Below are 11,368 nucleotides of genomic sequence, written 5' to 3'. Positions count from 1 at the left end.
AGGCAGGACTGATCGGAGATCAGAGATGAACGAGCACGTCGCAGGGAAGTTGGACAGACGAGGGTTCCTGGCTGCGGCCGGTCTCACGGCCGCGGGCGCCGCTCTGGCGTCGGTCGGCGGGCAGGCCTTCGCGGCCGGCCGGCCGGCGGCCGCGGCCGCCGGGGCGTTCGCCGTACCGTGCGAGACCGTCCGGCACACCCGGACCTGGATGGCGTGGCCCGACCGGACCTCCATCTGGGGCAACCAGCTCTCGGGGGTGCAGGCGAACATCGCGCTCATCGCGAAGACCATCGCGAAGTACGAACCGGTCGTGATGCTCGCCAACCCCGCAAGCCTCTCCAAGGCGAAGAGCGCGTGCGGGACGTCGGTCACCGTGATCAGCTCGATCCCCGTCGACGACTGCTGGATCCGTGACAGCGGCCCGGTGTTCCGCACCAACGGGGCCGGCGGGATCGACGCGTTCGGCACCAACTTCAACGGCTGGGGCAACAAGCAGAGCCACGCCAAGGACGCCCTGGTGGCAAACCGCGTCGCCGCATACGCCGGGGTGGCGTTCAGCACCGCCTCGTTCGTCGGCGAGGGCGGCTCGGTGGAGACGGACGGCGCCGGCACGCTCATGGCCACCCGCAGTTCCCTCATCAACTCCAACCGCAACCCCAACAAGAGCCAGGCACAGCTGGAGGCGTCCCTGTGCGCCGCCTACGGCGCGTCCAAGGTGATCTGGTTCAAGGGCATCTCCGGCCAGGACATCACCGACGACCACGTCGATGCCACGTCCAGGTTCCTCGAACCGGGCAGGGGGCTGGTCCAGATGCCGCTCGCGAGCGACAACGACGTCTGGGCCAAGGACGCGCGCGAGCAGTACCAGATCCTGTCCACCTCCACCAGCGCCCAGGGCAGCCCGATCGCGGTCACCAAGCTCCAGGGCCCCGACTACGACAAGATCCGCTCCACGAACCCCGACTTCGTGGGCTCGTACGCCAACTACTACGTGTGCAACGGTGCGGTGATCTCCTCGCAGTTCGGCGACACCCGCGCCGACGCCGCGGCCAAAGCCACCCTCCAGCAGCTCTTCCCCGGCCGGGTCGTCGTCCAGCTGAACACCGACAGCCTGGGCGGCGGCGGTGGTGGCATCCACTGCGTGACCCAGCAGCAGCCGGTCGCGTAGCCGCTCGCCCGGTGCAGGTCCGGCCCCCCGCTGTCGGCGGGGGGCCGGATCGTTTCCCGCGGGTTGGTCCGCCCTACGGGGCGACGTCGTCCCAGGCCATCGCGCTCATCCGCCAGCCGTCGGGCGTGCGGACGTACTGGGTGGTCTTGTGGCCGGTGCCCTCGAACCACGTGCCGTCGAGGTATCCGGACTTGCGGTACTGGCTGAACCGGTGCGCGATCGAACCGAAGACCTCGGTCCGCTCGGCGACCTCCCATTCGCGGAACTCCGTCAGCGTGCCGTCGGTGAGGATCTTCACCCGCGGCTCGATGAACCCGTCGAGGTCGTAGATCACCGGGTCGCCCCCGATGTTCTTGATGATCATCCCCTGGGGGATGAACACCTCGCGGACGGCGCCCAGATCCGGCCGCCCGCCGTCGGCATTGGTGAACGCGCCGAGGAAGACGCTCATCAACCGGTCCAGCTCGGCCTTGACTTCGGACACGCGTTCCCTCCCGAGGGCGAAGATTCCCGGCCGATCTTCGCCCACCGCCCGGCACCAGGGCAATGGCCCGGACGCCCGCGCCACCGCCTGAGCGGCCGGCCGAGACCTGGAACGCGTCCGGCCCCCTGCGAACCGCAGGGGGCCGGAGCACGTGCACGCACAACAACAGAGCCGACCAAAGCGACGTTCAATCGCTTTGACCGGCTCTGTCTGGTCGGTTGACCTCTTGTGTCCGAGGGGGGACTTGAACCCCCACGCCCGATAAAGGGCACTAGCACCTCAAGCTAGCGCGTCTGCCATTCCGCCACTCGGACTAGGTGGTCGGCCCCGGTTTCCCGCGGCGACATGGACAACAATAGCAAAGGTTCGGCGAGGTTCCGACCAGGTATTTCGCCCGGGCCGGGTCCGACGCGCCGCGCTGACCTGCGGGCATGCCCCGGGGGTGGGTGCACCGGCTGGGCGAGACGCGGTGTCTCGTCTGGCTAGGACTCCCGGTTCACGCGCTCTCCCGCCACCAGGTCCTCCTGGTGCTGCCAGGCGTAGAGGGTGTCCCCGTCCAGGTAGCCGAAGTACGTGGCACAGCTCAGGGCCGCCTTGTCCCGGGCCTCCTTCGGGAACCAGTCCGCCCGGAGCTGGATCTCCTTCGCCGTGGACGCGGGGGCCGGGGTGCACCGGGCCGGGAGCTTGCCGTCGGGGAGGGTCGCCTTCAGCAGGCGCTCACCGCCCGTGGTCTTCATCGAGTACCGGACCGACTGCGCCTCGTCCGGCAGCCAGCGCGGGACCGAAGGGCGCTTCGACTTCGCCTCGGCACCGGTCGCGTACGCACTCGTCTCCTGGTGCCGGTTCGCGAGCCAGTCGTTCGCCATCGGCACGGCGACGGCGGTGGCGCCCCCGAGGGTGACGAGGACTCCGGCGGTGATCAGGGCGACCTTTTTGCGGCTCATGGTGTGTTTGCCCCCGTTGTTCTCCGATTGCGTGGTTCCATCCTCCGGCGCCCGGGCCGCCGATCCATCAGCCCGCCGGGCGGGATCGGCGTACCCCTCAGGTCGCACGGCTGGGCGCCGGGGGGCTCCCGGATGCTGATACCGGCTGGACACGGGCGGGCCGAGGCGATCGGATGGGCGCCGCACGTTCGAGTCCCGGGGGGAACCGCATATGGAATCCGAGCATCGCGTCAGCACGCTGGAGCTCTTCTTCGACCTCGTCTTCGTCTTCACCATCACCCAGCTGACGGTGCTGCTCGCGGACGACCTCACCCTCCGCGGTGCCGGACGGGTGCTGCTGATCTTCACGGTGCTGTTCTGGATGTACGGCGGCTACGCGTACCTGACCAATCAGGTACCGCCCGACCGGCCCGTGCGCCGCTTGCTGATCATGCTCGCCATGGGGGCGTTCCTGGTGTGCGCCCTGGCCGTGCCGACGGCCTTCGGTGACGGCGGGGTCGCCTTCGGGCTCGGCTACCTGGTCGTCGTGATCATGCACAGCGCGCTGTACACCCAGGCCCACGGGCGCGGGGTGCTGTGGTTCGCGCTGCCGAACGCACTGTCGGCGCTGTCGGTGACGGCCGCCGGGCTGTTCGACGGGGTGCAGGCCCTGGGCCTGTGGGCCCTGGCGCTGCTGTTCCAGTTCGTCACGCCCGTCATCTCGCGGCGGGCGACGGCCTCCGGGGCCGAGGCCGCCGAGGGCAAGACCATCGAGGAGCAGCTCGGCGGGATCGGCGCCGCGCACTTCGTCGAACGGCACGGGCTGCTGCTGATCATCGTGTTCGGCGAGTCGATCATCGCGGTCGGCATCGGTGTGGGCTCGCTGCCGCTGACCTTCGGGATCCTCGTCGGCGCGTTCCTGACGCTGGCCGTGGGGGCGACGCTGTGGTGGATGTACTTCGTGCGCGACGAGGGCCGCGCCGAGCACGTCTTCGCGAGCTGCCCCCCGGACCGGCGTTTCAAGCTGGCGCTGCGCGCGTACTACTACTGCTTCATCCCCATGCTGCTGGGCATCGCCGCCTTCTCGGCGGGCGTGAAGAAGAGCATCGGGCACCTGGGCGAGCAGCTTCCGGCGGGGCCCGCGCTCGCGCTCGCGGGCGGGGTCGCCTGCTATCTGGCCGGGGACGTGGCCTTCCGGCTGGTGCTGGGGATCCGGCCGGTACGGTTCCGGGCGCTCGCGGTGGTGCCCGTACTGGCGACCGCCGCGGCGGGCATGCGGATCGGCGCGGTCTGGCAGCTGACCGCGCTGGTCCTGGTGCTCGTGACCGCGCTGGCGGCGGAGTCCCGTAGTGCGGGGCCGGGCCTGGACGCCGGTGTGGACGCCGGTGTGGACCCCCGTGTGGACCCGGCCGGGGCCGAGCCCGTGGCCGGGCCGACGGCCGCACCCGCGGCGGCCGGACCCGCGAAGGGCGGCGCCGCGGGCTCCGGGCCGGGTGTTACGGGCAGCTGATGACCTGGCCGGCGTAGGAGAGGTTGCCGCCGAAGCCGAAGAGGAGGACGGGCGCCCCGGTGGGGATCTCGCCGCGCTCGACCAGCTTGGACAGGGCCATCGGGATCGAGGCGGCCGAGGTGTTGCCGGAGTCGACGACATCGCGGGCGACGACGGCGTTGACGGCGCCGATCTTCGCGGCGAGCGGCTCGATGATCCGCAGGTTCGCCTGGTGGAGGACGACCGCGGCCAGGTCCTCGGGGGTGATCCCGGCCTTCTCGCAGACCTTGCGGGCGAGCGGGGGGAGCTGGCTGGTGGTCCAGCGGTAGACGGACTGGCCCTCCTGGGCGAAGACCGGCGGCGTGCCCTCGATGCGGACCGCGTTGCCCATGGAGGGCACCGAGCCCCACAGGACCGGGCCGATGCCGGGCTCCTCGCAGGCCTCGACCACGGCCGCGCCGGCGCCGTCGCCGGTCAGGACGCAGGTGGTGCGGTCGGTCCAGTCGGTGATCTCGGTCATCTTGTCCGCCCCGATGACCAGGGCCCGGGTGGCGGCGCCGGCCCGGATCGCGTGGTCGGCGGTGGCCAGGGCGTGGGTGAAGCCCGAGCAGACGACGTTGATGTCCATCACGGCGGGGCTGGAGCCCATGCCGAGCTTGGCCGCGACGCGGGCGGCCATGTTGGGGGAACGGTCGATCGCGGTGGAGGTGGCGACGAGGACGAGGTCGATGTCGTCCGGGGTCAGACCGGCACTCGCGAGCGCCTTGCCCGCGGCCTGGTAGGCCAGCTCGTCGACCGGCTCGTCGGGTCCGGCCATGTGCCGGGTCTTGATCCCGACGCGGGAGCGGATCCACTCGTCGTTGGTGTCCACCATGGCGGCGAGGTCCTCATTGGTGAGCACCTTCGAAGGCTGGTAGTGCCCTAGCGCCACCACGCGTGAACCGGTCATGGGCGGGGTCCCCCCTTGTAAGGCAGTCAGGATGTTTCAGCTTGGCCTGCTACTGATGGGTACAGGGGCGCGTGACCCGACAGGATTCAGTGCCCGGAATTTGGAGCTTCCCGAGGGTCTTCCAGCCGGGGAAGGTGCCGGAAGCGGAGTCCGGGAGAATGGGTCTTCCAGGCGTAGGACCAGCCGCTCGACGGCAGAACAGGTGGACTGATCACATGGGACGGGTCACCGAACGCCGTCGCGTCATCCGGATCCGGAACGGCGTGGCGGGTGCCCGGGCGGACACCCTGGTGGCCGAAGAGCCCCTGGAGATACGGCTCAACGGCAAGCCCCTGGCCATCACGATGCGCACGCCCGGTGACGATTTCGCGCTGGCCGTGGGCTTCCTGGCCAGCGAGGGCGTGCTCGCCTCGGCCTCGGACGTCCGGGCCGTGACCTACTGCGAGGGCGCCGCCGAGGACGGAACGAACACCTACAACGTGGTGAACGTGCAGCTCGCCGCCGGAGTTCCGGTGCCCGACATCACGCTGGAGCGGAACGTCTACACCACCTCCTCCTGCGGCCTGTGCGGGAAGGCCAGTCTGGACGCGGTGCGCACCGCGACCCGCTTCCCTGGGCTCGCGGAGGATCCCGTACGGGTGAGCGCGCGGCTCCTCGGGGAGCTGCCGGACCGGCTGCGCGCGGAGCAGAAGGTCTTCGACCGCACGGGCGCCCTGCACGGCGCCGGGCTGTTCTCGGCGGGGGGCGAGCTGATCGACGTACGGGAGGACGTCGGCCGGCACAACGCGGTGGACAAGATCGTCGGGCGGGCGCTGCAAGCCGGGCGGCTGCCGCTGGCGGGCTCGGTCCTGCTGGTGTCGGGGCGGGCCTCCTTCGAACTGGCGCAGAAGGCCGTGATGGCGGGCATCCCCGTACTGGCGGCCGTATCCGCCCCGTCCTCGCTCGCGGTGGACCTCGCGCTGGAGTCGGGGCTGACGCTGGTCGGCTTCCTGCGGGGCGGGGACATGAACATCTACGCCGGCGAGGAGCGGATCGACCTGACGGCGTGAGCCGCGGGCGGGGGCGGGGACGGGCGTGCCCCCACCCCCGCTCCCCGCCCCTGTCCCGTGCGGGCTACTTGTCGGCCAGGTGACCCGCGCCGGTGTGCTCGGTGCCCACCGGGGCCTTGATGGTCTGGCTGTACGGGTTGTCCTTGGACGCGGGCTCGATCTTCTTCGCGGCCACGTGCGGGGTGCCCTCCGGGGCCTCGTTCGTGTGGCTGTAGTTCGTGTGGCTGTAGGAGGATCCGCTGCCGTCGGAGGCGCCGTTGCCGCCGTTGTCCGCGGCGTTGGCGGCTCCGCCGAGGGCGAGCGTCGCGAGCAGGGCGGCGGCGGAGGCGGCGGCGATGCGCTTGCTGAGCTTCATGAGGGGCTCCCTGGTGGTTCGGGTTTCTCGGGGTTTCTTGCTGACACCCAGAACCTAGAAGAACCGGACATTTCCTCGCTCTAACGCTTTCCGGCCCCACACCCCCCGCATCCTTACGGCGCCCCGATCAGCGCTTGCGGCGGCCGCGGCGGGAAGCGGGCTCGGCCGGCTTCGGGTCCGGGGGGTCGATGCGGTGGAGGTCGAGGGTCGCCGGGAGCGGGGTGGCGCCGGGGCCGCCCGCTTCCGCCCAGGCGATGATCTCGTCGGTGGCGGTGTCGTCCAGGGCCCAGCCGAACCAGACCGCCCGGGCGCCCCGGCGGCGGGCCTCCGTGGTGGGCTGGACCACGATGACGTTGGCCTGGGCGCAGGGTCCGAGGCAGTCGGTCGTACGCACGGCCAGGCGCCCGTCGGAGGCCGCCGCGGCCTCGGTCAGCCGGGCCAGCTGTCCCGCGTGGTCGGTGCCGGGGTTCTTGCGGGGGTCGCCGCAGCAGCAGCCCCGGCAGACCACCAGGGTGCAGGGGCGCGGGGCATGGGCGGAGAGCGGGCGTATCCAGGTCACCGCCGCACGTTACCGGGCTTGCGGGACCGGGTGTTGAGGGGTGTACGAGACCTCCGCCACATGCTCTGCGGCGCGTTCGGGCCGCTCCGTGACCTGCGGGTCCTCGGTGGGATGCGGGGTGTCCGTGAGCTGTGAGGCGTGGGGGGTGTCCGGGGTCTGCGGGGTGTCCGGGGCCTTCGGGGTGCCTGGGGTCTGCGGGGCGTCCGGGGTCTGCGGGTCGCGGGCGCGGCGGCGGGCCAGCACCGCGCAGACCATCAGCTGCATCTGGTGGAAGAGCATCAGCGGCAGCACGGCGAGGCTCGCCTGCGCCCCGAACAGCACGCTGGCCATGGGGAGTCCGGCGGCCAGGCTCTTCTTCGACCCCGCGAACTGGATGGCGATCCGGTCCTCGCGGGTGAACCCTAGGCGCTTGGCCCCGTACCAGGTGGCCGCCAGCATCACCGCGAGGATGACCGCTTCCACGGCCATCAGCCCGCCAAGGCGCGGGAGGCTGACCTGGTGCCAGATCCCGGCGACCATGCCCGCGCTGAAGGCGGTGTAGACGACGAGCAGGATCGAGCCGCGGTCGACGTAGCCGAGGACCTTCTTGTTGCGGACGAGGAAGCCGCCGACCCAGGGGCGCGCGAACTGGCCGAGGAGGAAGGGCAGGAGCAGCTGGAGGACGATCTTCACCAGCGAGTCGAGGGAGAAGCCGCCCGCGCTGTTGCCGAGCAGGCAGGCGGCGAGGACGGGGGTCAGGAAGATGCCGATGAGGCTGGAGAAGGAGCCCGCGCAGATCGCGGCGGGGACGTTGCCGCGGGCGATCGAGGTGAAGGCGATGGAGGACTGGATGGTCGAGGGGACCAGACAGAGGAAGAGCAGGCCGCTGTAGAGGGGCGGCGTCAGCACGGTGGGGACCAGGGCGTGCGCGGCGAGGCCCAGGAGGGGGAAGAGGAGGAAGGTGGAGGCGAGCACGGTGAGGTGGAGCCGCCAGTGCCGCATGCCGTCGAGGGCCTCGCGGGTGGAGAGCCGGGCGCCGTAGAGGAAGAAGAGCAGGGCCACCGCCGCGGTGGAGGCGGCCTCGGCCACGGAGGCGGCCGCGCCGCGGGCGGGCAGCAGGGCGGCGAGGCCGACGGTGGCGAGCAGACCCATGATGAACGGGTCCACGGGGAGCCAGGCGGGAAGGTGCGGGCGGCGGCGCATGGGGGTGCTCACTTGCTGAGGTCGGCGGGAGGGCGGTCCGGGGGCGGACTCCCCTCCATTTTCGGGGGCGGGGCGGTGATCGGGAAACCCGCACACCGCTCTCACTGTCATCACCAATCATGATGAGCGGGCTAGGATGGGGCGCATGTACGACCCCGTTCAGCTGCGCACCTTCCTCACCGTCGCCCAGACGCTGAGCTTCACGCAGGCCGCCGCCCGGCTCGGCGTCCGCCAGTCCACGGTCAGCCAGCACGTGCGCCGACTGGAGGAAGCCACGGGCCGGCCCCTCTTCCTGCGCGACACGCACAGCGTGGAACTCACCGAGGACGGCGAGGCGCTGCTCGGTTTCGCCCGCTCGATCCTGGAGGCGCACGAGCGCGCCGCCGCGTTCTTCTCGGGGACGCGGATCCGGGGCCGGCTGCGCTTCGGCGCCTCGGAGGACTTCGTGCTGACCCGGCTGCCGGAGATCCTGGAGGCCTTCCGGCACGAGCACCCCGAGGTGGAGCTGGAGCTGTCCGTGGAGCTTTCGGGGACCCTGCACGAACGGCTGGACGCCGGACGCCTCGACCTCGTACTCGCCAAGCGGCGCGGGGACGGCGACGAGCGGGGCCGGCTGGTGTGGCGGGACCGGATGGTGTGGATCGGAGCGGAGGGCCTGCGGGTGGACCCGGACCGGCCGGTTCCGCTGATCGTCTTCCCGCCGCCGGGCATCACCCGGGCGCGGGCGCTGGACGTGTTGCAGGCGGACGGGCGGCCGTGGCGCATCGCCTGTACGAGCGGCAGCCTGAGCGGCCTCATCGCGGCGGCCCGGGCGGGGCTGGGCGTGATGGCCCACACCCGCGGGCTGATCCCGCCGGGCCTGGTCCGGGTGGCCGGCCTGCCCGACCTCGGCACGGTGGAGTTCGCCCTCCTACGGGGCCCCCGCGGCTCCGCCGCCGCGGAAGCCCTGGCCGCGGCGATCCTGTCGGGCGCGGACCGGCTCACGCGGGCGGCATAGCGGGAACTCGCGCAGCCTGCACCGCGCAGCGGGAGCTCGCGCAGCCCGCGCCGCGCAGCCGGAGCCCGTGCAGCCCGCGCCGCGCAGCCGGAGCCCGTGCAGCCCGCGCCGCGCAGCCGGAGCCGTGCACCCTGCGCGGCGCAGCCCGCACCGCGTAGCCAGAGCTCGCCCAGCCCGCGCCGCGTAGCCGGAGCCCGTGCACCCTGCGCGGCGCAGCCGGGGCCCGTTCCCCCGCCAGGAGATCCCCGGCCGCCCCGCACCCCACAGGCAGCGGTGCGCCCGGGCCGGTGACCCACCGCCGCCTCCCAGTGGAATGGATCTACACATCAAGGGAGTTGGGGATGAGCGCAGGGGCGTCCGGGGGTGTCCGGCCGGTCGCTGACAGATCTCCTCGGAAGGCCGTTCCATGTCCTCACTGCGCCTCGGCGTGTCCCTCCAGCCGCGCTGGCCGCTCGACGACGGCCGCGCCGTCCTGCGCACCGCGCTCCGCGCCGAGGAGCTGGGCTTCGATCACGTCGCGGTCGGGAACCGTCTCCTCGACAGCGGGTTCGGCCTCGACACGGATCCGCTGGTCCTGCTGTCGGCCGTCGCGGGCGCCACCAGCCGCCTCCGGCTGCTGACGTCGGTGCTCGTCGCGCCCTACTATCCGGCGCTGGTGCTCGCGAACCAGGCGGCCACCCTCGACGTCCTGTCAGGCGGCCGCCTGATCCTGGGAGTCGGCGCCGGCTGGAACCCGGAGGAGTTCGACGCCGTCGGGATCCCCGCCCGCGAGCGCGGCGCACGCACCGATGACCATCTCGCGGCCGCCCGGGCCCTGTGGTCGCGCCGGCCCACCGATTTCGACGGGCCGTTCACGACCCTGCGCGCCGCGCGCCTGGGCGTGCCGCCGGTCACCCCCGGGGGCCCTCCCGTGTGGGTCGGCGGCAGCAGCGACGCCGCCCTGCGCCGTGCGCTGAGGTTCGGCGACGGCTGGTACGGCGCCGGCGCCGACGCGGCGGAGGTCACCGGCGTGCGGCGCCGGCTGCGTGCGTTGGCGACCGGCCCGCAGGACGCCGACCGGCTGGTCCTGGCCTCGGCACAGTTCCTCACCCCGCCCGGGTTCACCGCGGCCGTGGCTCCGCCGGGGCGGCCCCTCGGGGGCGCCGCGCCCACCGCGGCGAGCGTCGTCGACGACCTGGGGAGCCTCGCCGAGGCCGGGCTCACCGTCTGCACGCTGTGGCTGCCCGTCGCGGCCGGGCACCTCGGCGAGGCGATGGAGTGGATCGCGGCCGAGGTCGCCCCTCAACTCTCCTGACCTGGGGACTCGAACGCCCGGCGGGTCCGAATGTACCGCCGTTCGCGGCGGGGTCCGTTTAGGGTCTCCGTACGCCAACCGGTCGCGGCACGGCGGGAATTCGTACGGCACGCACAGAACGAACAGAGCGAGCAGGGGGACGCACATGAAGATCGCGGTACTGGGGACCGGCGAGGTCGGGCAGCGGCTGGCGGGGAAGCTGGTCGCGGTCGGGCACGAGGTCACGATGGGGTCCCGTACGGCGGACAATGCCGATGCCGCGGCGTGGGCCGCCCTGACGGGCGGGGGCCACGGGACCTTCGCCGATGCCGCCGCCCGCGCCGAGCTCGTCGTCAACGCGACCGGCGGGCTGGTCTCGCTCGCCGTGCTGGAGGCCGCCGGAGCGGGCAATATCCGGGGGAAGACCGTCGTGGACGTCTCCAACGCGCTGGACTTCTCGGAGGGGTTCCCGCCCAAGGTGGTCACCCCGGACGGCCACAGCGTCGCCGAGCAGCTCCAGAAGGCGTTCCCCGAGGCGCGGATCGTCAAGACGCTCAACACGATGAACAACGCGGTGATGGTCGAGCCGAGCCGGGTGCCGGGCCACCACACCGTGTTCGTGAGCGGCGACGACGCCGACGCCAAGGCCGAGACCACCGCGCTCCTGCGCTCCTTCGGCTGGGCGCCCGAGCAGATCACCGATCTCGGCGACCTGTCGAGCGCCCGCGCCACCGAGGCGCTGATGGCGCTCTGGCTGCGCCTCTACGGGGTGCTGGGCCCGGTGGACTTCAACCTCTCCGTGGTCACGGCGACAGAGAAGGCGACAGAGACGGCGACAGAGACCGCCTAGGTGTGTTGTCCGGGCAGGTTGGTGACGCGGCTGGCGGGTGTTTGGCCTTGGATGCCGGTGTGGGGTCGGTGGTAGTTGTACCAGTCGATC

General features: G+C 72.2%; 12 protein-coding genes and 1 tRNA gene. 6 read left to right on the top strand and 7 right to left on the bottom strand.

The window, feature by feature from the left end; all coding sequences use genetic code 11:
- The first annotated feature begins 25 nt into the window (after positions 1–25).
- Complete coding sequence (locus ACFWNV_RS22280) at positions 26–1,168, top strand: agmatine/peptidylarginine deiminase (RefSeq protein ID WP_383949731.1); 1,143 nt, start codon at positions 26–28, stop codon at positions 1,166–1,168.
- Positions 1,169–1,241: 73 nt separating this feature from the next.
- Here the strand turns inward: ACFWNV_RS22280 and ACFWNV_RS22275 are convergent, their stop codons facing one another.
- The 3 genes from ACFWNV_RS22275 to ACFWNV_RS22265 form a co-directional block, all read right to left on the bottom strand.
- Positions 1,242–1,652: a DUF4440 domain-containing protein gene (locus ACFWNV_RS22275; protein WP_383949728.1), complete on the bottom strand. Its 411-nt coding sequence runs from the start codon at positions 1,650–1,652 to the stop codon at positions 1,242–1,244.
- Between the two features lie 229 nt (positions 1,653–1,881).
- Positions 1,882–1,966, bottom strand: a tRNA-Leu gene (locus ACFWNV_RS22270).
- 168 nt (positions 1,967–2,134) lie between these two features.
- The gene (locus ACFWNV_RS22265; protein WP_383949725.1) at positions 2,135–2,596 is read right to left on the bottom strand and encodes a hypothetical protein; all 462 of its coding nucleotides are present in this window, start codon (positions 2,594–2,596) and stop codon (positions 2,135–2,137) included.
- 211 nt (positions 2,597–2,807) lie between these two features.
- Here ACFWNV_RS22265 and ACFWNV_RS22260 point away from each other — a divergent pair, with 211 nt between their 5' ends.
- Complete coding sequence (locus ACFWNV_RS22260) at positions 2,808–4,085, top strand: low temperature requirement protein A (RefSeq protein WP_383949723.1); 1,278 nt, start codon at positions 2,808–2,810, stop codon at positions 4,083–4,085.
- Here ACFWNV_RS22260 and ACFWNV_RS22255 read toward each other — a convergent pair.
- Positions 4,072–5,013 (bottom strand): beta-ketoacyl-ACP synthase III, encoded by a 942-nt coding sequence (locus tag ACFWNV_RS22255; protein ID WP_383949720.1) that lies wholly within the window; start codon positions 5,011–5,013, stop codon positions 4,072–4,074. The genes ACFWNV_RS22260 and ACFWNV_RS22255 overlap by 14 nt on opposite strands.
- Positions 5,014–5,228: 215 nt before the next feature.
- On the opposite strand from ACFWNV_RS22255, the gene fdhD reads away from it, so the two are divergent.
- Positions 5,229–6,062 carry a formate dehydrogenase accessory sulfurtransferase FdhD gene (gene fdhD, locus ACFWNV_RS22250; protein WP_383949717.1) on the top strand — a complete coding sequence of 278 codons (834 nt, stop codon included), beginning with the start codon at positions 5,229–5,231 and terminating at the stop codon, positions 6,060–6,062.
- Between the two features lie 64 nt (positions 6,063–6,126).
- Here the strand turns inward: fdhD and ACFWNV_RS22245 are convergent, their stop codons facing one another.
- The 3 genes from ACFWNV_RS22245 to ACFWNV_RS22235 all read right to left on the bottom strand — a co-directional run bounded on the left by ACFWNV_RS22245 (position 6,127) and on the right by ACFWNV_RS22235 (position 8,158).
- Positions 6,127–6,417: a hypothetical protein gene (locus tag ACFWNV_RS22245; protein WP_383949714.1), complete on the bottom strand. Its 291-nt coding sequence runs from the start codon at positions 6,415–6,417 to the stop codon at positions 6,127–6,129.
- A 127-nt stretch (positions 6,418–6,544) separates the two neighbouring features.
- Positions 6,545–6,976: a (2Fe-2S) ferredoxin domain-containing protein gene (locus tag ACFWNV_RS22240; RefSeq protein WP_383949711.1), complete on the bottom strand. Its 432-nt coding sequence runs from the start codon at positions 6,974–6,976 to the stop codon at positions 6,545–6,547.
- A 9-nt stretch (positions 6,977–6,985) separates the two neighbouring features.
- Entirely contained in the window at positions 6,986–8,158 is a 1,173-nt protein-coding gene (locus tag ACFWNV_RS22235) for a bile acid:sodium symporter (protein ID WP_383949803.1), read from the bottom strand.
- A gap of 145 nt (positions 8,159–8,303) precedes the next feature.
- Between ACFWNV_RS22235 and ACFWNV_RS22230 the strand changes: the two genes are divergently transcribed.
- The 3 genes from ACFWNV_RS22230 (at position 8,304) to ACFWNV_RS22220 (ending at position 11,278) form a co-directional block, all read left to right on the top strand.
- A complete protein-coding gene (locus ACFWNV_RS22230) occupies positions 8,304–9,155 on the top strand; it encodes a LysR substrate-binding domain-containing protein (protein WP_383949708.1) in 852 nt (283 codons plus the stop codon).
- Positions 9,156–9,561: 406 nt separating this feature from the next.
- Entirely contained in the window at positions 9,562–10,449 is an 888-nt protein-coding gene (locus tag ACFWNV_RS22225) for a TIGR03619 family F420-dependent LLM class oxidoreductase (protein WP_383949705.1), read from the top strand.
- Between the two features lie 145 nt (positions 10,450–10,594).
- Positions 10,595–11,278, top strand: coding sequence for an NADPH-dependent F420 reductase (locus ACFWNV_RS22220; protein WP_383949702.1), 684 nt, complete (start codon positions 10,595–10,597; stop codon positions 11,276–11,278).
- Positions 11,279–11,368: the final 90 nt, after the last annotated feature.

This window comes from Streptomyces sp. NPDC058401, assembly GCF_042722885.1.
Classification (GTDB): Bacteria; Actinomycetota; Actinomycetes; order Streptomycetales; family Streptomycetaceae; genus Streptomyces.
This window is presented reverse-complemented; position numbering and strand designations above follow the sequence as displayed.

Excerpts from the sequence above, each read along its gene's own strand:
- ACFWNV_RS22280 (WP_383949731.1), top strand. The coding sequence starts at position 26 with ATGAACGAGCACGTCGCAGGGAAGTTGGACAGACGAGGGTTCCTGGCT.
- ACFWNV_RS22265 (WP_383949725.1), bottom strand. The coding sequence starts at position 2,596 with ATGAGCCGCAAAAAGGTCGCCCTGATCACCGCCGGAGTCCTCGTCACC.
- ACFWNV_RS22260 (WP_383949723.1), top strand. The coding sequence starts at position 2,808 with ATGGAATCCGAGCATCGCGTCAGCACGCTGGAGCTCTTCTTCGACCTC.
- ACFWNV_RS22255 (WP_383949720.1), bottom strand. The coding sequence starts at position 5,013 with ATGACCGGTTCACGCGTGGTGGCGCTAGGGCACTACCAGCCTTCGAAG.
- fdhD (WP_383949717.1), top strand. The coding sequence starts at position 5,229 with ATGGGACGGGTCACCGAACGCCGTCGCGTCATCCGGATCCGGAACGGC.
- ACFWNV_RS22245 (WP_383949714.1), bottom strand. The coding sequence starts at position 6,417 with ATGAAGCTCAGCAAGCGCATCGCCGCCGCCTCCGCCGCCGCCCTGCTC.
- ACFWNV_RS22235 (WP_383949803.1), bottom strand. The coding sequence starts at position 8,158 with ATGCGCCGCCGCCCGCACCTTCCCGCCTGGCTCCCCGTGGACCCGTTC.
- ACFWNV_RS22230 (WP_383949708.1), top strand. The coding sequence starts at position 8,304 with ATGTACGACCCCGTTCAGCTGCGCACCTTCCTCACCGTCGCCCAGACG.
- ACFWNV_RS22225 (WP_383949705.1), top strand. The coding sequence starts at position 9,562 with ATGTCCTCACTGCGCCTCGGCGTGTCCCTCCAGCCGCGCTGGCCGCTC.
- ACFWNV_RS22220 (WP_383949702.1), top strand. The coding sequence starts at position 10,595 with ATGAAGATCGCGGTACTGGGGACCGGCGAGGTCGGGCAGCGGCTGGCG.